The 18500-nt window shown below is 66.5% G+C and carries 20 protein-coding genes; 17 read left to right on the forward strand and 3 right to left on the reverse strand.

Going from position 1 to position 18500, the window contains the following annotated elements; translation table 11 throughout:
* Positions 1 to 104 precede the first annotated feature (104 nt).
* Positions 105 to 527, reverse strand: a complete 423-nt coding sequence (locus AB0876_RS05045; RefSeq protein WP_055116761.1) for a DUF4307 domain-containing protein — start codon at positions 525 to 527, stop codon at positions 105 to 107.
* A 111-nt stretch (positions 528 to 638) separates the two neighbouring features.
* Between AB0876_RS05045 and mca the strand changes: the two genes are divergently transcribed.
* The 4 genes from mca to AB0876_RS05065 are packed head-to-tail and all read left to right on the forward strand — an operon-like array spanning position 639 to position 4182.
* Complete coding sequence (gene mca / locus AB0876_RS05050) at positions 639 to 1505, forward strand: mycothiol conjugate amidase Mca (protein ID WP_491839402.1); 867 nt, start codon at positions 639 to 641, stop codon at positions 1503 to 1505.
* A complete protein-coding gene (locus AB0876_RS05055) occupies positions 1502 to 1807 on the forward strand; it encodes a hypothetical protein (RefSeq protein WP_526041387.1) in 306 nt (101 codons plus the stop codon). The genes mca and AB0876_RS05055 overlap by 4 nt, the downstream gene beginning before the upstream one ends.
* Complete coding sequence (locus tag AB0876_RS05060) at positions 1767 to 3797, forward strand: thioredoxin domain-containing protein (protein ID WP_526041388.1); 2031 nt, start codon at positions 1767 to 1769, stop codon at positions 3795 to 3797. Before AB0876_RS05055 ends, AB0876_RS05060 begins: the two co-directional genes overlap by 41 nt.
* A gap of 10 nt (positions 3798 to 3807) precedes the next feature.
* Positions 3808 to 4182 carry a nuclear transport factor 2 family protein gene (locus AB0876_RS05065; RefSeq protein WP_491839405.1) on the forward strand — a complete coding sequence of 125 codons (375 nt, stop codon included), beginning with the start codon at positions 3808 to 3810 and terminating at the stop codon, positions 4180 to 4182.
* 52 nt (positions 4183 to 4234) lie between these two features.
* Here AB0876_RS05065 and trhA read toward each other — a convergent pair whose 3' ends face one another.
* Positions 4235 to 4978 (reverse strand): PAQR family membrane homeostasis protein TrhA, encoded by a 744-nt coding sequence (gene trhA / locus AB0876_RS05070; protein WP_491839406.1) that lies wholly within the window; start codon positions 4976 to 4978, stop codon positions 4235 to 4237.
* Between the two features lie 56 nt (positions 4979 to 5034).
* On the opposite strand from trhA, the gene AB0876_RS05075 reads away from it, so the two are divergent.
* The 6 genes from AB0876_RS05075 to AB0876_RS05100 all read left to right on the forward strand — a co-directional run bounded on the left by AB0876_RS05075 (position 5035) and on the right by AB0876_RS05100 (position 10479).
* On the forward strand, positions 5035 to 5826 hold the full coding sequence (locus AB0876_RS05075) for a (2Z,6E)-farnesyl diphosphate synthase (RefSeq protein WP_055116753.1): 792 nt from the start codon (positions 5035 to 5037) through the stop codon (positions 5824 to 5826).
* A gap of 15 nt (positions 5827 to 5841) precedes the next feature.
* A complete protein-coding gene (locus tag AB0876_RS05080; protein ID WP_491839407.1) occupies positions 5842 to 7203 on the forward strand; it encodes a hypothetical protein in 1362 nt (453 codons plus the stop codon).
* Between the two features lie 125 nt (positions 7204 to 7328).
* The gene (locus AB0876_RS05085; RefSeq protein ID WP_491839466.1) at positions 7329 to 7754 is read left to right on the forward strand and encodes a hypothetical protein; all 426 of its coding nucleotides are present in this window, start codon (positions 7329 to 7331) and stop codon (positions 7752 to 7754) included.
* 117 nt (positions 7755 to 7871) lie between these two features.
* Complete coding sequence (locus tag AB0876_RS05090; protein WP_491839408.1) at positions 7872 to 8285, forward strand: hypothetical protein; 414 nt, start codon at positions 7872 to 7874, stop codon at positions 8283 to 8285.
* A 47-nt stretch (positions 8286 to 8332) separates the two neighbouring features.
* On the forward strand, positions 8333 to 8923 hold the full coding sequence (locus tag AB0876_RS05095) for a hypothetical protein (RefSeq protein ID WP_526041389.1): 591 nt from the start codon (positions 8333 to 8335) through the stop codon (positions 8921 to 8923).
* A gap of 98 nt (positions 8924 to 9021) precedes the next feature.
* A complete protein-coding gene (locus tag AB0876_RS05100) occupies positions 9022 to 10479 on the forward strand; it encodes an NAD(P)/FAD-dependent oxidoreductase (RefSeq protein ID WP_526041390.1) in 1458 nt (485 codons plus the stop codon).
* Here the strand turns inward: AB0876_RS05100 and coaA are convergent.
* Entirely contained in the window at positions 10476 to 11414 is a 939-nt protein-coding gene (gene coaA / locus AB0876_RS05105; protein ID WP_491839411.1) for a type I pantothenate kinase, read from the reverse strand. The two genes, AB0876_RS05100 and coaA, sit on opposite strands and share 4 nt — an antisense overlap.
* 30 nt (positions 11415 to 11444) lie before the next feature.
* Here coaA and AB0876_RS05110 point away from each other — a divergent pair, with 30 nt between their 5' ends.
* The 7 genes from AB0876_RS05110 to phoH2 all read left to right on the forward strand — a co-directional run bounded on the left by AB0876_RS05110 (position 11445) and on the right by phoH2 (position 18428).
* Entirely contained in the window at positions 11445 to 12686 is a 1242-nt protein-coding gene (locus tag AB0876_RS05110) for a DUF885 domain-containing protein (protein ID WP_491839412.1), read from the forward strand.
* Between the two features lie 199 nt (positions 12687 to 12885).
* Positions 12886 to 13299 (forward strand): hypothetical protein, encoded by a 414-nt coding sequence (locus AB0876_RS05115; protein WP_526041391.1) that lies wholly within the window; start codon positions 12886 to 12888, stop codon positions 13297 to 13299.
* A 303-nt stretch (positions 13300 to 13602) separates the two neighbouring features.
* Positions 13603 to 13926 (forward strand): hypothetical protein, encoded by a 324-nt coding sequence (locus tag AB0876_RS05120; RefSeq protein ID WP_491839414.1) that lies wholly within the window; start codon positions 13603 to 13605, stop codon positions 13924 to 13926.
* Between the two features lie 70 nt (positions 13927 to 13996).
* The gene (locus AB0876_RS05125) at positions 13997 to 14530 is read left to right on the forward strand and encodes a hypothetical protein (protein ID WP_526041392.1); all 534 of its coding nucleotides are present in this window, start codon (positions 13997 to 13999) and stop codon (positions 14528 to 14530) included.
* Positions 14531 to 14554: 24 nt separating this feature from the next.
* Positions 14555 to 16018 carry a glycine hydroxymethyltransferase gene (locus tag AB0876_RS05130; protein ID WP_526041393.1) on the forward strand — a complete coding sequence of 488 codons (1464 nt, stop codon included), beginning with the start codon at positions 14555 to 14557 and terminating at the stop codon, positions 16016 to 16018.
* Between the two features lie 68 nt (positions 16019 to 16086).
* A complete protein-coding gene (locus AB0876_RS05135) occupies positions 16087 to 16914 on the forward strand; it encodes an acyl-ACP desaturase (RefSeq protein WP_491839416.1) in 828 nt (275 codons plus the stop codon).
* A 200-nt stretch (positions 16915 to 17114) separates the two neighbouring features.
* Positions 17115 to 18428 (forward strand): RNA 5'-3' helicase PhoH2, encoded by a 1314-nt coding sequence (phoH2, locus tag AB0876_RS05140; RefSeq protein ID WP_064882852.1) that lies wholly within the window; start codon positions 17115 to 17117, stop codon positions 18426 to 18428.
* The last annotated feature ends 72 nt before the right edge of the window (positions 18429 to 18500 follow it).

The raw sequence follows: 18500 nt of genomic DNA on the forward strand, positions 1-18500 counted from the left end.
AATACACGGCCCCAGCGAGGAACCGTGTATCGCACAATCGTACCACCGAGTAGCCGACGAATCTTCACGTAATGGCTGTTCGACGTTTGTTGCGAGCGTCAAATTCAGGGCGCTACCAGGTAGGACGGCACATCCGTCCCGCAACCGTAGACGTCGCCCATCACGGGGGGTCGACTCGATTTCACTTCGGCAGTCACCTGCACCACCCGCTGATCGGACGGACCCACCAGGATTTCGCGTCGCCCGGTTTCGCTCCCGTCGATCGAACGGGCCCGGACGATGCAGACCACAGGCGTCGACGGGTCAGGCCGGGTCACCCCGATCGTCACCGAAACGGTCTGGTTGTCGATCAGTTCGTAGGCCGAGAGCTCGCCTTTCACCTCGCCCGTGCCCAACCGCTGGAAGGCCACGACCGCCAGGATCACACCGGCCACGACCACCACGCCGACCAGCGCGAACGTGATCCATCGCCGCGTCCGGCGGGACAATTGGCGGGATCCGTAGCGGGCGGCGGGGCGTTCGATCATCAGAACTGGAACTATAGGGCCAGACGAATCCGTCACCGCAGCCCAGGGAGCGGGCTGAAGGTTTGGGTACAGGGATTAGGTAAGAGGACGCCGTAGTTAGATGAAAGCGAAATGAGCGAACTGCGGTTGATGGCGGTGCATGCCCACCCGGACGACGAGTCCAGCAAGGGTGCGGCTACCACCGCGCGCTATGCAGCCGAAGGTGTGCGCGTCATGGTCGTGACGCTCACCGGCGGCGAGCGCGGAGACATACTCAATCCGGCGATGGACCTCCCCGAGGTACACGGCCGGATCACCGAGGTGCGCCGTGACGAGATGGCCAAGGCCGCCGAGATCCTCGGCGTCGAACACCACTGGCTGGGATTCGTCGACTCGGGCCTGCCCGAGGGCGATCCGTTGCCGCCGCTGCCGGACGACTGTTTCGCGCGTGTGCCGCTGGCCGAGCCGGTCAGCCGCCTGGTCCGGGTGATCCGGGAGTTCCAACCGCACGTGCTGACCACCTATGACGAGAACGGTGGCTACCCCCATCCAGACCACATCCGCTGCCACGAGGTCTCGGTGGCGGCCTATGAGGCGGCCGCCGACTACCGGCTGTACCCGGAGGCCGGGGCTCCGTGGAACGTCTCGAAGCTGTATTACAACCACGGCTTCCTGCGTGAGCGCATGCAGCTGCTGCAGGACGAGTTCGCCAAGTATGGTCGGCAGGGTCCCTTCGGCAAATGGCTGGAACACTGGGACCCGGACCACGACCCGTTCGCCAACCGGGTGACCACCCGTGTTGAATGCTCGGAGTACTTCAGTCAGCGCGACGACGCGCTGCGCGCGCACGCGACCCAGATCGACCCGAAAGGCGATTTCTTCCATGCGCCGATCGAGTGGCAGCAGCGGCTCTGGCCGACTGAGGAGTTCGAGTTGGCGCGGTCGCGTGTGCCGGTGAATCTGCCGGAAGACGACCTGTTCACCGGGATTGAGAAATGATCGACACTTTGACCGCAGTGATCACACTGCTCGCCGACGAGCCGCGAAATACCGGGCCGGAGTTCGGTAAGGCAACTCCGCTCGGCTTGCTCGTCACGGTCGCGCTGCTGATCGGCACCTTCGCGCTGGTGTGGTCGATGAACCGTCACCTGCGCAAGCTGCCCGAGTCCTTCGACCGGGAACATCCCGAGCCCGACCAGGCCGCCGACGAGGGCACTGCCGACGGTGCCGGTGACGGCGAGGCGGTCGAGAACATCGCCGATGACCATCAGAGTCAGCCCCGTGAGCCGGGTAGCGGGTAACACGCTCGGCGGGTCCACCAGCCCGTACCTTCGCCAGCACGCCGACAACCCGGTGCACTGGCGAGAATGGACGCCCGAGGCGCTCGCAGAAGCGGCCTCGCGGGACGTCCCCATCCTGCTGTCCATCGGATACGCGGCCTGCCACTGGTGCCATGTGATGGCGCATGAATCGTTCGAAGATGCAGATGTGGCCGCCGTGCTCAACGACGGGTTCGTCTGCATCAAGGTCGACCGCGAGGAACGTCCCGATCTGGACGCGGTCTACATGAACGCCACCGTCGCCTTGACCGGGCAGGGCGGCTGGCCCATGACCTGCTTCCTCACGCCGGACGGTCGGCCGTTCTTCTGCGGCACCTACTACCCGAAGCTCGGATTCCTGCAACTTTTGGACGCCGTCGCCGAAACCTGGCGGGACCGGCGCGACGAGGTCGAGCGCGCCTCCGATCAGATCGCCACCGAACTGCGCTCGATGTCGGCCGGCTTGCCCGGCGGTGGGTCGCCGGTCGGACCCGAATTGTGCAATCACGCGGTGGCCGCCGTGCTGAACGACGAGGACGTGGCGCACGGCGGCTTTGGCGGTGCGCCCAAGTTCCCGCCCTCGGCGTTGTTGGAAGGGTTGCTGCGCCACCACGAACGCACGGGTTCGTTGGCGGCGTTGGCGGCTGTCGAGCGTACGTGTGCGGCCATGGCCCACGGTGGCATCTACGACCAGCTGGCCGGGGGATTCGCCCGCTACAGTGTCGACCCGCACTGGGTGGTGCCGCACTTCGAGAAGATGCTGTACGACAATGCGCTGCTGTTGCGGGCCTATGCGCATCTGGCCCGGCGGACCGGGGATCCGTTGGCGCGCAGGGTGACTGCGGAGACGGCCGGGTTCCTCATCGCGGACCTGGGTGCCGGTGCCATGTTCACCTCCTCGCTGGACGCCGACGCCGGTGGGCGCGAAGGGCTGACCTACGTGTGGACACCGGCCGAACTGCGCTCCGTCCTGGGTGAGGACGACGGAGATTGGGCCGCTTCACTTTTCGGGGTCACCGCGCACGGCACGTTCGAGCACGGTGCTTCGGTGCTGCAACTGCACCGCGATCCCGACGACACTGCCCGCTTCGAGTCGGTGCGCGCGAAGCTGTCGGCGGCCCGCGCCCTGCGGCCCCAGCCGGCCCGCGACGACAAGGTGGTGACCGCCTGGAACGGCCTGGCCATCACCGCGCTGGCGGAAGCCTCGGTGGCGCTCGAAAGTCCCGAACTGCTTTCTGCGGCAGTCGAATGTGGACGCCGGCTGCTGGAGCTGCACGTGGTGGACGGGCGGCTACGCCGGGCCAGTCTGGGTGGCAGGGTCGGCGAGAGTGCGGCGATCCTGGAGGATCACGCGGCGCTGGCCACCGCATTGCTGACGCTGTACCAGCTCACCGGGTTCGGGCTGAACGAGGCCGTGCGGCTCTTGGATGTCGCGCTCGAACATTTCGCGGACCCCGATCAGCCGGGCCGCTGGTTCGACACCGCCGACGACGCCGAGCAACTCATGGTGCGTCCCGCCGACCCGATCGACGGCGCCACACCGTCGGGCGCGTCGCTGATCGCCGAGGCCCTGCAGGCGGCGGGATACCTGACCGGCTCGCAGCGCTATGTCGATGCGGCGCAGGCGACTTTGTCGTCGGCCACGCCGATCCTGGCCCGCGCGGCCCGCTCGGGCGGGCATTGGCTGGCGGTGGCCGAAGCCCAGGTACGCGGGCCGATCCAGATCGCGGTGGCCGGGGATCCGTCGTCGCCTCTGCTGGAGGCTGCGCGCCGGTTGGCGCCCGGTGGGGCGCTGGTTGTCGGCGGTGCTGTCGATTCTTCGGAGCTGCTCAAGGGACGCGACCGGGTGGACGGCGCCGACGCCGCGTACGTGTGCCGCGGGACGGTCTGTGACCTGCCCGTCACGGCGGTCGGCGACCTGGCTGTCTCGCTGGGCGGTCAACCGCCGGACGGCGGAAGTGGCGCCGTGTAGCCTCGCGGCCATGAGCCACGATGCCGCAGCCCTGGAGTCCTTCGTCAAGCGTTACCTCGACACGGTCGCGGGCGGTTCCGCCGCCGAGGTCGCCGCGCTGTACGCCGACGACGCGACGCTGGAGGATCCGGTGGGCAGCGGCGAGGTGCACATCGGGCGTCAGGCGATCGAGGGCTTCTACAAGAACCTGACCGCGGCGGGCGCCGAGATCACGACCGAGCTGCTCAAGTTCCGCCCGGGCGGGCACGAGGCGGCCTTCCTGTTCGCGATCGTCGTCGGGGGAGCGATGCGCATCGAACCCATGGAGGTCATGACGTTCGACGCCGAGGGCAAGATCACCGGCATGAAGGCCTACTGGTCGGCGGCCGACATCACGCAGCTCTGACAGATTTGCGGAGCCCCGCACCGCTTCGGTGGTGCGGGGCTTTTTCGTGGCCTCAGAAGACGGCGAACCACATGGCGATGTAGTGGCAGATCGCCGCTACCGCCGTGCAGGCGTGGAAGAACTCGTGATGGCCGAACGTCGTCGGCCACGGGTTGGGCCACTTGAGCGCGTAGAGCACGCCGCCGATGCTGTAGAGCGCACCGCCGACGATCAGCAGCACCACTGCGGCCACGCCGGCACCGTTCATGATCGGCCCGATGAACCAGGCCGCGACCCAGCCCAACAGGATGTAGAGGGGCACGCCCAGCCAGCGTGGTGCCGACGGCCAGAACATCTTGAGCAGCACACCGGCGATCGCTCCACCCCAGACGATCCAGAACAGCACCATGCCTTTGGATTCGGGCAGGGCCAGCAGTGCGAACGGGGTGTAGCTGCCCGCGATGAAGATGAAGATCATCGAGTGGTCGGCGCGCTTCATCCATTTGCGTGCGCTCGCGGATTTCCAGTTCACCCGGTGATAGGTGCCGCTGACGGTGAACATCGCCACGATAGTGAAGGTGTAGAGCAGGGTCGCAAGGCCCGCGCGGGTGGACTCCACCGACCACGACACCGACACCAGAGCTGCCCCGGCGATGAACGCGACGATGGCCGAGTAGACGTGGATCCAGCCCCGTGCTCGCGGCTTGCCGAGGAACTGGGCGACGCCTTCGGCGACGGCCTCGGGCAGATCTTCTGCGGGCCGGTTCAGGGCGGCCGCAGAGCGGTAGGGCTTGGTGCTACCGGTCGGCGCAGTCATGTCACCTCCATTGAGAACCGTGGTGTACCCCGACGTTCACAGTAGTCTGGACTCTCGTGGACATCATTCCCCCGCGGCTCAAGGAACCGGCCTATCGGCTCTACGAGATGCGGTTGCGTCAGGAACTGGCGCAGTCCAGATCCGAACTGCCCCGCCACATCGCGGTGTTGTGCGACGGCAACCGCCGTTGGGCGCGTGACGCAGGTTACGACGATGTCAGCATCGGCTACCGGATGGGCGCGGCCAAGATCGCCGAGATGTTGCGCTGGTGCCAGGCCGCGGGCATCGAGATGACGACGGTCTACCTACTGTCGACCGAAAACCTGCAGCGCGATCCCGACGAGCTGTCCGCCCTGCTCGAGATCATCACCGACGTGGTCGAGGAGATCTGCGCCCCGACGAACACCTGGACCGTGCGTACCGTCGGTGACCTGGAGTTGTTGGGGGAGGAACCGGCCCGCCGACTGCGTGAGGCCGTCGAATCGACCAACGGCAGGGGCGGCAAGTTCCACGTGAACGTCGCCGTCGCCTACGGCGGCCGCCAGGAGATCGTCGACGCCGTGCGCTCGCTGTTGTCGAAGGAACTGGCCAACGGTGCCACCGCCGAGCAACTCGTCGAAGCCGTCACGGTCGACGGGATCTCGGAGAACCTTTACACCTCAGGCCAACCCGACCCGGACCTCGTCATCCGCACCTCGGGTGAGCAACGGCTCAGCGGATTCCTGTTGTGGCAGAGCGCATATTCGGAGATGTGGTTCACCGAGGCGTACTGGCCCGCCTTCCGGCGCGTCGACTTCCTGCGTGCTCTGCGCGATTACACGGCCAGGCATCGCCGCTTCGGCAAGTAGTGCCAAACTGAACATATGGCTGCGCTGTCGGCAGTGGTCTTCACGCTCAGCTGGTGGCTGGGTCTCTACCTGCTCGCCCGTGATCCGCGTAAGCCCGTCCTCGTCCTCGCGGCGATCGGGCTGACCAGCTTCGCGGTGGTCGTCGCGCTGGACGCGGTCCGGTTGGTCACCGGCTCGGAAGTGCTCAGCCGTATCGAGATTTACCTGGTGGCGCTGCCGGGTATCGCCTGGTTCGCGGTCATGGTGGAACTGGCCCGCCCGGCCGATACCTTCCGGTCCCGTGCCGGTGAGATCGCCGCGATCTTCGCCGTCGCGGTGCTGGCCCTCGCCGGTGCGGGCCTCGCGGGCAGCGTCGACGGGCCGTTGCGGACCGGCCACTGGGTGATGTTCGCGGTGATCTCGCTGTCCTCGCTGGGCGCCATGGTCAAGGCCGTGCTCGGCGGCGCCAAGCCCGGGTCGGTGGTGGGGTTCATCATCGTCGCGACGCTGTTCTTCGCCCTCGGCAACGCGATCCTGGTGATCCCGCTGGGCCTGGTGCCGAGCTGGCTCGCGCTGGCGTCGACCGGATTCGACGTCGCCCTGCTCGGTGTCGCGGTCGCGATCTGGGATGCCTTCGACGAGGGCCAGGCGCTACGCGCGGACATGCGCCGCTCGATCATCGGCACGTTGGTGATCGCGGTCCCGTTCGCCGTCCAGGCCCTGGTCGGCATGGTCGTGCTCGACGCCGGGACCGGCCGCACCGTCATGACCATCCTGCTGTTCACGAGCCTGGCGGTCGCGGTCGCGGTGGAGGTGCTGGCCGATCCGCTGGCCGGGCTGCTCGACCGGCTCGCCTTCTCCCGGTCTCCGGATCTGCGCGCCGATCGTGAAGCGCTGCGCCAGACCGAAGCCGCGCTCCCGCTGCGATCTCCCCACCCGTTGGGCGGTATCGACGACGACGCCTTCGCCCGGCTCACCCGGCGCGCACTCGGCCATTACGGCGATCTGTCCAAGCTGGTCGCCAGCCCGCTGACGTCACTGCCCGCCATCGACGACCGGCTGGCTCAACGCGGGGCACCGGATCAGCCGCTGGAACGCGCCAACGAACTCAAGGCGCTGCTGGCCGATCGCATCGCCGCGCTCAAGCCGCGGGGGAGCGGCGACTTCGGCACCACCGAGCAGTGGCGCCACTACAACTCGCTCTACTTCCCGTACGTCGTCGGCGTCCGCGCCTATGCGCAGAACGCCACCGCCGCCGGGCTGGACCCGGTGGCCCGGCAGGCCTGGCAGTGGTTGGTCACCGAAGTGCCGCAGCGGTCCCTGCACAACTGGCAGAACGCGGCGGCCCGCGTGATCGCCGCGGATCTGCGCGGCGATCTGGTCACTGCCAACGACTGACACCTGCACCGCGCTGACCTGGGCTTGGCAGTGCTTGGCAGTGTTTGGCGTCGATCTGGCAGCGGCTGGTGAGCAGTGTCGGAGGTGTTCCACCAATCGACACCCTCATCGCCGAGGAGCCCGAGATGACCGCCACGCTGCACCAACCATTGGCCGACTCCACACCCGGAGCGGTTTCGAAAGATTCCCTTCTGCGATTCGCCTTGCGCGCCGATGCCACCGTCTGCGCCGGCGTCGGCCTGATGGTGTCGATGGCTGCCGATCAGCTGGCCCGCATCGCGGGTCTGTCGGCCACCGCGGGATGGCTCGTCGGCGCCGGCCTGGTCGGCTACGGCGCGCTGCTGTACGTCCTCGCCGCCATCCCGCGCGTCCGGCGGGTGGGCATCGGCGTCCTCGCCGGCAACGTGGCGTTCGCGATCATCACGGTCGTCGCCATCGTGGCGGGCTGGTTGGCGTTGACCGGCACCGGAATCGAACTGGTTCTCGGATTCGTCGGTGCCACCGCAGTACTGGCCTGGCTGCAATACCGCGGAGTGCGCCGTCTGGCGTGACTCCCTCCCGAGCCGGTGCGGGGTGCCTGCCGGAAGAGGTTACGGCGCGTATCCCCGCACCGTGCTCCACCGCTCGAACCGAATGCATCACCAGGAAATCACCAGAGAAGGAGAATCATGTCCGCCATCACCTCCGCCGGATACGCAGGCACCACGAAGGCAACCGATTCGCTGCTGCGGCTGGCCATGCGGCTCGACGCAGTCCTCGTCGGTATCAGCGGGATCGCTCTGCTGGCCGCGGCCGGGTATTTCGCCGATCTCACCGGGCTGCCGAAATCCGTCGAGTACGGCGTCGGCATCTTCTCGGTCGTCTACGGCATCGCGGTGTTCGCCCTGGCCGGCATCGAGCGGGTGCGTCCCGCAGGCATCGGCACCGTGATCGCCAACGCGGCATGCACCGTGATCGCCCTGATCGCCGTGTTCACGATGGCACTGACCACCGCAGGCGTCGTGGTCGTGATCGGCGCCGGCCTCTACACGCTGGCGATGGCCGAACTGCAGTACGTCGGAGTCCGGCGGATCCCGGCCTGACCGTTCGCCACAGACAGCGTCCAGAGCCCAGGCTCTGGGCGCTGTCCGTGACCGATAATGGCCGGGTGGAATTGCAGTGGGGGACCGAGCACACCGAGCGGCTGCGATCGGTACGCGTCGGCTGGGACGGCACCGAAGTGGGCGCACCGTGTTTCCCGCCGGATTGGGATACCGCACCCGACGACCTCGATCTGCTGCGCATCGCCACCGGGTTCGGTGCCTGTGCCACAGGCGAATACGGATATCAGCGCCCGCCGGCCGACCATGAATACTCGTTCTTCGTCGAAGAACTGCCGGAATCGGGCGAGTTCGGTTTCACCGACCAGCACCGCACCCTGCTGGCGCAGATGAGTTGGGAACTGTCCGATCCCTATTTCGGCGAGGAGGTGCCCGGTTGTGATCCCAAGCGGCCGTACGGCGACTTCACCTTCTACCAGTTGGAGATGGCGCTGCACCTCGGGCTGATCCCGCCGAAGAAGCCGGAGGGCGAGGACCCGATGACGCCCGAGCTGGTCACCGCGATGACCGAACTGCACCAACGCATGCAGCCCGCCCTTCAGGTGTTCCTGCACCACTTCTCGATCGCCGACGGCGAGCGGTTCGTAGGCAACGACTGGGGTGGCTGGGAACGCGCCTGAGCGGTCCGGCCGACGAAACTCGGGTAGCGCACTACTCATGGCGTGGCGACCGCATGCGCCCACACTGAGCTCAAACGGCGCTACCCGGGAGATTCGCGATGCCAGAAGATTGTGACGTCTGCATTGTCGGTGCCGGCCTGTGCGGCATGAACGCGCTGTTCGTGGCCAGCACGTACCTCAGACCCGATCAGAAGATCATCCTGATCGACCGTCGTCCCCGGGTCGGTGGAATGTGGGTGGACACGTATCCGTATGTGCGGCTGCACCAACCCCATCCGATGTTCACTGCCGGCAACATCAAATGGACCCTTGACCGTGAGCCCTCCTATCTGGCCACCAAACCCGAGGTGCTCGATCACTTCAGCTACTGCCTGCACCAGATCAGACAACGAGTACGGGTCGAGGAACACTACGGCTGGGATTTCCAGTCCGCGGATACCAGCGATGGTGCCGTACAGGTCTCCTGCCGCGACGGGGACGGAGAACTGCGCACCATCCGGACCGCCCGATTGATCAAGGCCTACGGCGTGCGGGTGATGCCGAACGAAGCGCTTGAGCTGTCCAGTGAGCGGGTGCGGTCGGTGTCGCCGGACTCGTGTGATGTCCGCTCGGGGGAGATCCACGACAGCAATACCCCGGTGTGGGTGATCGGCAGCGGCAAGACCGCCATGGACACCGCGCACGCGCTGATCACGTCGAGCCCGGGACGCGAAGTGAACATGGTGGCGGGCTCGGGCACCTTCTTCGCCAGCCGGGATCGGTTCTTTCCAGCCGGTGCCCGGCGCTGGGCCGGTGGGACCTCGTTGACCAAGATGGCCATCGAGATGACCCGGCTCTTCGATGGCACCAACGAGGACGAGGTTGCGCGCTGGTTCCGCTCGGCCTACGGCACCTGCCCGACACAGCAAGCCGATCATTACGTTGCCGGCGTCCTGTCAGAGGCCGAGAACACCACCATCTCGGCGGGTCTGAACGATGTGGTGATGGACCATCTCGTCGACGTCGTCGACAGCAACGGTACCGCCGATCTGGTGTTCCGCACCGGGGCCAGAAAAGCCGTTACGCCGGGCAGTTGGATCGTGAACTGCACCGGGTATCTCACCAAAGGCGAGCATCCTTACGAGCCGTATGTTTCCGGCGAAGGTTCCGTTTTGTCGATCCAACTGCGTTCCGCCACTGTCCATTTGACGTCATTCGCGGCCTACTTCGCGACGCACCTCATGTTTTTGGGTAAGTTGAACACGGTGCCGCTCTATGAGCTCGATCTGCAGGACCTGGCGCAGAAGTCGAAAAAATCGTTGGTGTACGCGATGTTCACCCTAGCCCAGCACAACCTGAGCCTGATTTCGGATGCGGTGCCGGTCAGTGTGTTCCGTGAGTGCGGCCTGGACTTCAACCGCTGGTATCCGATGCCGCGCCAACTCTCGGCCACCGCCCGCTTCATGGCGACCCATCACCGGGACCGCGAGCATCTGCGTCGCACCCTGGACACCGTGCGGGAGCGCTTCGACGTGCGCTGCGGGCCGCTGGTCGCAACGCCGGCCGGGACCGGCTAGAGCTTCCGCAGTCGCAGCCGGTTGATCGAATGGTCGGCGTCCTTGCGCAGCACCAGGGTGGCGCGCGGCCGGGTCGGCAGGATGTTCTCGATCAGGTTGGGCCGGTTGATGGAATGCCAGATGTCGCGGGCCGCGAACACCGCCTGCTCGTCGGTCAGGGTCGAGTAGTGGTGGAAGTGCGATGCCGGGTCGGCGAACGCCGTCGAGCGCATCGTCAGGAACCGCGAGATGTACCACTTCTCGATGTCCTCGATGCGCGCGTCGACGTATACCGAGAAGTCGAACAGGTCCGAGATCATCAGGGCCGGACCGGTCTGCAGGACGTTGAGGCCTTCGAGGATGAGGATGTCCGGATGCCGGACCACCTGCTTCTCACCGGGCACGATGTCGTAGAGCAGGTGTGAGTACACCGGCGCGCAGACCTCGTCGGCGCCGGATTTCACCGCGGTGACGAACCGCATCAAGGCACGTCGATCGTAGCTTTCCGGGAAACCTTTGCGGTGCATGAGGTTCCGCCGGTGAAGCTCTTTGTTCGGGTAGAGGAACCCGTCGGTCGTCACCAGATCCACGCGGGGGTGGTGACCCCAGCGGGCCAACAGGGCCTGCAGCACACGGGCAGTGGTCGACTTCCCGACCGCGACACTGCCGGCGACGCCGATGACGAACGGCACCGGTCGGTCCGGATTCTGCTGTGGCTCACCGAGGAACTCCGCCGTCGCGGCGAACAGCCGCTGGCGGGCGGCGACCTGAAGATGGATCAACCGGGCCAGCGGCAGGTAGACCTCTTCGACCTCGAGGATGTCGAGTTTCTCGCCCATACCGCGCAGGCGCAGCAGTTCGTCCTCGGTGAGTTTCAGCGGTGTCGACATGCGCAGTGCACGCCATTGACTTCGGTCGAACTCCACATAGGGGCTCGGCTCGCTCGGCCGCGGCATCCGATCAGTCTTACATCTACGGTTGGGGGCATGGCTAACGGGATCGAGAAAAAGACGGGCTCCGGAACCGGCACAGTGACGGACTCGGCCACTCTCATTCGCGAGTATCTGCTCCTCGGACTGCGTTTCGACCGGGTCGAGGAGGGTTACGTCGATTCCTTCACCGGTGACCCCCAGCTGCGTCGTGCGGTCGAGAACGAGCCTGCGCCCGACCCGGCCGACCTCGCTCGTCAGGCGGACCGGCTGCTGGCCCAGATCCCCGACGACCTCGACCGCGACCGCGCCGAATACATTGCCGCGCACCTGAGGGCGCTCAACTGTGCGGGCCGCAAGTTCGCCGGTGAGCAGGTCGGATTCGTCGACGAGGTGCAGGCCTATTTCGACGTCCGGATCAGCAAGGGCGATCCGGAGAAATACGGGCAGGCCCACGTCAAACTCGACGAGGCCCTCGGTGGCACCGGCCCACTGGCCGAGCGGATCCAGGCGCATCGCACGGGAGACGAGATCCCTCCGGCGCGGCTGGAGGAGTGCATCCACGCGTTCTCGTCGGCCCTGCGTGACAAGGTGCGCGCCGCGTACCCGTTGCCCGAGGCCGAGACCATCACCTACGAGGTGGTCACCGACAAGCCGTGGTCGGGGTTCAACTACTACCTGGGCGACTACAAGTCCACCGTCGCGGTCAATGCCGATCTGAAACAACAGATGGCCAACCTGCCCCGACTGGTGGCCCACGAGTCCTACCCGGGTCATCACACCGAGCACTGCCGCAAAGAATCAGGACTAGTGGCCGGTCAAAATCAACTCGAACAGACGATCTTCCTCGTCAACACCCCGCAATGCCTGATGGCCGAGGGCCTGGCAGATCTGGCATTGCATGCCATCGTCGGGCCGGGTTGGGGCGCGTGGGCGGCCGATATCTACGCCGACCTGGGCCTTCGGTTCGACGGGGAGCGTGCCGAGTCGATCTCGGAGGCGGTGGCCGGGTTGGCCGACGTGCGCCAGGACGCTGCGCTGATGCTGCACGACGAGCATCGCGACGTCGACGAGGTGGTGGAGTTCCTCAAGCGCTGGCTGCTGGTCGACGACGATCGGGCCAGGCAGTCGCTGCGGTTCCTGTCCTCGCCGCTGTGGCGGGCCTACACCAGCACCTACATCGAGGGGTACAGGTTGCTGCGCGGGTGGCTGGACGACCGGCCCGCCGGCGTGACGTTGACGGAGCGCTTCGGCCGGCTGCTCGATGAGCCGCTGATCCCGTCGACCTTGCGGACTTAGTCTCGCTTGGCAGCAAATTCCTCGGACCGATCTCAATGCCTCGACCGTGGTTCGTGGGGCCTTTGCCGTACGTGTTCTGCATTGCGTTGCCTCGCCGGTATGACGGTGGTCTCAAGTGCTTGATTACCTTAGTTACCAGTCAGTAACATTGTTGCCATAGGGCCTGGTGGCAGTACCGGGTCGGGCAAAGGAAATGACCATGGCAGCAACAAGGGAAAGACTGGAAAAGATCAAGCGCATGGCCGGCGTGATCGTGGCGGCCGGCGCGGTGGCGTTTGCCGGAATCCTCGGTTCGGGCGCGGTGGCCAATGCCGCCGGACCCGTTACGAAGGTCGGCAGCGATCCGGTGGCCCCGGTCAGCCCAGGGGGTAAAAAGACTCCCTTCACCAAGGTCGGCAGCGATCCGGTGACATCCGTTATCTCGGGCATTGCCGACGCCGCCATCTCTGGTGGCTCTGGTGTCGAGATCCCGCCCCTCGTCAGCCCGTGGCCCGGCGGCGCGTGGGCCGGTCACGATTGGAGCAAGGGATACCCCGGTGGCGGCCTGGCCAATGGCAAGGGCGGTGGCGCTGCCATCCACGGCAAGGCCGGCGGCGCCTGGAATCACCGCTGACAACCGCGAAACCAGGCGAACCGATGGGTCCGCCTGGTTTTCTGCGCGGTGCCAGTTATCGGCGCCGTAGCTCGAAATTTGCTGAGGGCAACCTCGGATGTTCCGTGCCTGCGCCCGCTGACGTGTTGTACCTGCGCTGGGTGTGTTCACAAAAGCACAGTTGAATAGACAAATACTGACCTTGATTCGCTGATTTGCAGGCTCTGGGTTCTCGCATCCCGATGCCTTGATCGGGCTCGCGGGCCGGGCGTAAAATATTTGCTGAGCATCGTGCGACGTACCGGGCGGCAGCAAGGGGTCGACATGACTACAACGGGCACGAAATCGAACCGGGTCAAGCGCATGGCCGGTGTAGTCGTGGCCGGATCGATGGCCTTGGCCGGGCTGCTCGCCGGACCTGCGATGGTGGCGAATGCCGATCCCGTCGTGGTGTTGAACGGCGAGACGGTGGCCCCGCCGAAGCCTCCTCCTCTCGTGAGCCCGTGGCCCGGTGGAGCGTGGGCCGGCTGGGACTGGAGCAAGGGGTGGCCCGGTGGCGCCTGGGCCGGGCACGACTGGAGCAAGGGGTGGCCCGGCGGCGGTTATGCCAACGGCAAGGCCGGCGGCGCATGGAACCACACCAAGTAGTGATCTGACCGCCGACGCCTCCTGGGATGAGCTGCTCATAGCGCCGGTATTGCGGGCTTAGGCTCGCAGGGTGTCTGAGTTTCGGCTGTATGTCCCCCAGTTGGCCATGCCGCTCAACATGCTCCTGCTGGCGTGGATGGTGATCGGCCGGGGACTGTTTGCACAGCTCGGGTGGATGGTGGTGTTCGGCGTCCTCGCCGCACCATGGCTGGCACTGTGCCTGGTGTTCACGAGCAGGTTGATGCGTAAGCAGCCGGGCGGGGAGCTCACTTCCGGGCAGGCCTGGGCCCAGGTAATCCTGTGGGCGTCGATGTTCGTGTTCGGGCTCGCCTGTGTCGACGGCGGAGACAGCCCCGGCGCATTCCCCTCGGTCCTGATGAAGGTGATCGGCGACGGACCGCACATGGAAACCGTCAGCAACGTCCTGTGGGCCGGATCGGTGATCGTCGGGATCGCCGCCTGGTTCGTGTTGCTCACCAAGCTCACCCGCGGCATCGCTGTCCCGCCGCCGGCTCAACCGCCCTATCCCTACCCCGGATACCCGCCGGCCTATCCCCACCCCGGTTACCCGCCGGGCCAAACCGGCCCGGGACCTTCGAGCTGACCCGCTCCGACTAGGCTGAATGCCATGGCAGCAGACCCGTCCTCCACCTTGCCCGCGGCTTCCGGCGCCGATTACGCCGACACTTCAAGCGCCGCGTACCAGGCCGCATTGCAGGTCATCGAGTCCGTCGAGCCCCGGGTCGCCGCAGCCACCCGCAAAGAGCTTGCCGATCAACGGGATTCGCTCAAGCTGATCGCCAGTGAGAACTACGCCTCCCCGGCGGTACTGCTCACCATGGGCACCTGGTTCTCCGACAAGTACGCCGAGGGCACCGTCGGCCACCGCTTCTACGCGGGCTGCCAGAACGTCGACACCGTCGAGGCCCTGGCCGCCGAGCATGCCCGTGAACTGTTCGGCGCCCCGTACGCCTACGTCCAGCCGCACTCGGGCATCGATGCCAATCTGGTTGCCTACTGGGCCATCCTGGCCACCAAGGTGGAGGCCCCCGGCCTGGCCGAACTCGGCGCCAAGCACGTCAACGACCTGTCCGAGGCGGACTGGGAGACCCTGCGCAACAAGCTGGGCAACCAGCGTCTGCTCGGCATGTCCCTGGATGCCGGTGGGCACCTGACCCACGGTTTCCGACCCAACATCTCCGGCAAGATGTTCCATCAGCACAGCTACGGGACCGACCCGGAGACGGGTTTCCTGGACTACGACGCCGTGGCCGCCGCTGCCCGCGAGTTCAAGCCGCTGGTGCTGGTCGCCGGCTACTCGGCGTACCCGCGCCGGGTGAACTTCGCCAAGATGCGCGAGATCGCCGACGAGGTCGGCGCCACGCTGATGGTCGACATGGCGCACTTCGCCGGCCTGGTGGCGGGCAAGGTGTTCACCGGTGACGAGAACCCGGTGCCGCACGCCCACGTCACCACGACCACCACCCACAAGTCGCTGCGCGGTCCGCGCGGCGGCATGGTGCTGGCCACCGAGGAATTCGCCCCGGCCGTCGACAAGGGCTGCCCGATGGTGCTCGGCGGGCCGCTGAGCCACGTCATGGCGGCCAAGGCCGTCGCGCTGGCCGAGGCACGCCAGCCGGCGTTCCAGACCTACGCCCAGCAGGTCGCTGACAACGCCCAGGCGCTGGCCGACGGCTTCGTGAAGCGCGATGCGGGCCTGGTCACCGGCGGCACTGACAACCACCTCGTGCTGCTCGATGTTCGTTCGTTCGGCCTGACCGGCCGCCAGGCCGAGTCCGCCCTGCTCGACGCCGGTGTCGTCACCAACCGCAACGCCATCCCGGCCGACCCGAACGGCGCCTGGTACACCAGCGGCGTCCGGCTGGGCACCCCGGCGCTGACCAGCCGCGGATTCGGCGCCGACGACTTCGATCGGGTGGCCGAGCTGATCGTCGACGTGCTGTCCAACACGCAGGCCGAGGGCACTTCGAAAGCCAAGTACAAGCTGGCCGACGGCACCGCCGAGCGCGTGCATGCGGCCTCGGCCGAACTGCTCGACGCCAACCCGCTGTACCCGGGCCTCACCCTCTGAGCCGGCGCGGGCGACATCACATGTGGCCTGAGTTTTAGAAACCTGTAAACCTCGGTTACAGTTACCTCATGGCACAGAAACCTGTCGCTAATGCGCTGACCTTGGAGCTTGAGCCCGTTGTCGAGGCCGAGCTGCGTCGCCACCTGGATACCGAGGATCTCTGGTACGCACACGATTACGTGCCGTTCGACCAGGGCGAGAACTTCGCCTTCCTCGGTGGCCAGGACTGGGATCCCTCGCAGGTGACGCTGCCCAAGACCGTCACCGACGCCCTGGAGATCCTGCTGATCACCAAGGACAACCTGTCGGGCTATCACCGTGAGCTCGTCGAGCACTTCATCCTCGAGGACAAGTGGGGCCGCTTCCTGGGCCGCTGGACCGCCGAGGAGCACCTGCACGCCGTCGCGCTGCGCAACTACCTCGTCGTCACCCGCGAGATCGACCCGACGGCCAACGAGGACGTCCGCGTCGAGCATGTGATGAAGGGTTACCGCGCCGACAGCTACAGCCAGATCGAGACGCTGGTGTTCATGGCGTTCTTCGAGCGCGCCCACGCGGTGTACACCCGCAACCTGCGGGCCCAGATCGCCGAGCCGGTGCTGGGTTCGATGGTCGACCGCATCGTCCTCGACGAGGAGCGCCACGAGCTGTTCTTTGCCAACCTCGTGTCGCACCTGCTGGGCACCCATCGCGACGAGACCGTGGCGGCCATCGCCGCGCGCGCCCGTGAGCTCGATGTGATCGGCGCGGACATCGACGCCTACCAGGACAAGGTGGCGGTGGTGGCCGAGGCCGGCATCTTCGACAAGGCCGCGCTGGCCCAGGTCATCTCCGACCGGATCACCGCGTGGGGACTGGCCGACGAGGCAACGCTCCAGGAGTTCATCAAGGCGTAACTCGCCGGGCGTTATTCACGCGGCGCGCCAGCCAGCAACCCCGCCACGGCGGGAGTAGCGTCGAATCCGATGGCTAGCGACATGCTCTGCTGTCCGGACGGTACCGATCGGTTTGATCACGAGAGGACCGGCTCCGGTCCTGGTGCCGCAGTGTCCACCGAGCAACTCGTGTGGGGCCGCGCGGGTTCTAGGAGCGCCACGTGACTGATCTGCCTGTCCGTACCTATGTGCTCGACACATCCGTGTTGCTGTCCGATCCCTGGGCATGCACCCGGTTCGCCGAGCATGAAGTGGTGGTCCCGCTGGTCGTGATCAGCGAGCTGGAGGCCAAACGGCATCACCACGAGCTGGGCTGGTTCGCCCGGCAGGCGCTGCGGATGTTCGACGATCTGCGGCTTGAGCACGGGAGGCTGGATCAGCCGATTCCCGTTGGGGCGCAAGGTGGAACGCTACAGGTCGAGTTGAACCACATCGACCAGTCCGTCTTGCCTTCGGGCTTCCGTACGGAAACCAACGACACCCGGATCCTGGCCTGCGCTGCGAATCTCGCTGCCGAGGGCAAGCATGTCACGCTGGTGAGCAAGGACATCCCGCTGCGCGTCAAGGCCGGCGCGGTGGGCCTGGCCGCCGACGAGTACCACGCCCAGGATGTCGTGGTGTCCGGTTGGACGGGCATGACCGAATTCGACGTCGCGGCCGAGGACATCGACACGTTGTTCTCCGACGGCGAGATCGATCTGGCCGATGCTCGGGACCTGCCCTGCCACACCGGAATTCGGTTGCTGGGCGGTAGTTCGTCGGCGCTCGGCCGGGTCAACGCCGAGAAGCGGGTGCAGCTGGTGCGTGGTGATCGCGAAGTGTTCGGCCTCCGGGGAAGGTCAGCCGAACAACGCGTCGCCCTCGATCTGCTGCTCGACGAATCCGTCGGCATCGTGTCGCTCGGTGGCAAAGCCGGCACCGGCAAATCCGCGCTGGCCCTGTGCGCCGGCCTGGAAGCGGTGCTGGAGCGCAGAACCCAGCGCAAGGTGGTGGTGTTCCGTCCGCTCTACGCCGTCGGCGGTCAGGATCTCGGCTACCTGCCGGGCAGCGAGAGCGAGAAGATGGGGCCATGGGCGCAAGCCGTCTTCGACACCCTCGAAGGGCTCGCCAGCCCGGCGGTGCTCGAAGAGGTGCTCTCCCGCGGCATGCTCGAAGTGCTTCCGCTGACCCATATTCGGGGCCGTTCACTGCACGACTCGTTCGTGATCGTCGACGAGGCCCAGTCGTTGGAGCGCAACGTGCTGCTGACCGTGCTGTCGCGGCTGGGTGCCGGTTCGCGGGTGGTGCTCACCCACGACGTGGCCCAGCGCGACAACCTGCGGGTGGGCCGCCACGACGGCGTCGCGGCTGTCATCGAGAAGCTCAAGGGGCACCCGCTGTTCGCCCACATCACGCTGCAGCGCAGCGAGCGGTCGCCGATCGCCGCGCTGGTCACCGAGATGCTGGAGGAGTTCAGCCCGGGCGCGCTGCCCTGAGTCGGAGTGATTTGGGTGCGTTCGGTAACGCCTGGCGTTACCGAACGCACCCAAATCGCCAGCCGGTAGGCT

It is taken from the genome of Mycobacterium sp. NPDC049093 (assembly GCF_040704635.1).
Lineage (GTDB): Bacteria > Actinomycetota > Actinomycetes > Mycobacteriales > Mycobacteriaceae > Mycobacterium.

Bases quoted from the DNA above. Each gene is read 5' to 3' on its own strand.
- coaA (WP_491839411.1), bottom strand. From the start codon at position 11,414: ATGCCGCGGCCGAGCGAGCCGAGCCCCTATGTGGAGTTCGACCGAAGT.
- AB0876_RS05100 (WP_526041390.1), top strand. From the start codon at position 9,022: ATGCCAGAAGATTGTGACGTCTGCATTGTCGGTGCCGGCCTGTGCGGC.
- AB0876_RS05080 (WP_491839407.1), top strand. From the start codon at position 5,842: ATGGCTGCGCTGTCGGCAGTGGTCTTCACGCTCAGCTGGTGGCTGGGT.
- AB0876_RS05090 (WP_491839408.1), top strand. From the start codon at position 7,872: ATGTCCGCCATCACCTCCGCCGGATACGCAGGCACCACGAAGGCAACC.
- AB0876_RS05085 (WP_491839466.1), top strand. From the start codon at position 7,329: ATGACCGCCACGCTGCACCAACCATTGGCCGACTCCACACCCGGAGCG.
- AB0876_RS05120 (WP_491839414.1), top strand. From the start codon at position 13,603: ATGACTACAACGGGCACGAAATCGAACCGGGTCAAGCGCATGGCCGGT.
- AB0876_RS05130 (WP_526041393.1), top strand. From the start codon at position 14,555: ATGGCAGCAGACCCGTCCTCCACCTTGCCCGCGGCTTCCGGCGCCGAT.
- AB0876_RS05045 (WP_055116761.1), bottom strand. From the start codon at position 527: ATGATCGAACGCCCCGCCGCCCGCTACGGATCCCGCCAATTGTCCCGC.
- AB0876_RS05065 (WP_491839405.1), top strand. From the start codon at position 3,808: ATGAGCCACGATGCCGCAGCCCTGGAGTCCTTCGTCAAGCGTTACCTC.
- AB0876_RS05060 (WP_526041388.1), top strand. From the start codon at position 1,767: ATGACCATCAGAGTCAGCCCCGTGAGCCGGGTAGCGGGTAACACGCTC.
- mca (WP_491839402.1), top strand. From the start codon at position 639: ATGAGCGAACTGCGGTTGATGGCGGTGCATGCCCACCCGGACGACGAG.
- AB0876_RS05110 (WP_491839412.1), top strand. From the start codon at position 11,445: ATGGCTAACGGGATCGAGAAAAAGACGGGCTCCGGAACCGGCACAGTG.
- AB0876_RS05115 (WP_526041391.1), top strand. From the start codon at position 12,886: ATGGCAGCAACAAGGGAAAGACTGGAAAAGATCAAGCGCATGGCCGGC.
- AB0876_RS05055 (WP_526041387.1), top strand. From the start codon at position 1,502: ATGATCGACACTTTGACCGCAGTGATCACACTGCTCGCCGACGAGCCG.
- AB0876_RS05135 (WP_491839416.1), top strand. From the start codon at position 16,087: ATGGCACAGAAACCTGTCGCTAATGCGCTGACCTTGGAGCTTGAGCCC.
- trhA (WP_491839406.1), bottom strand. From the start codon at position 4,978: ATGACTGCGCCGACCGGTAGCACCAAGCCCTACCGCTCTGCGGCCGCC.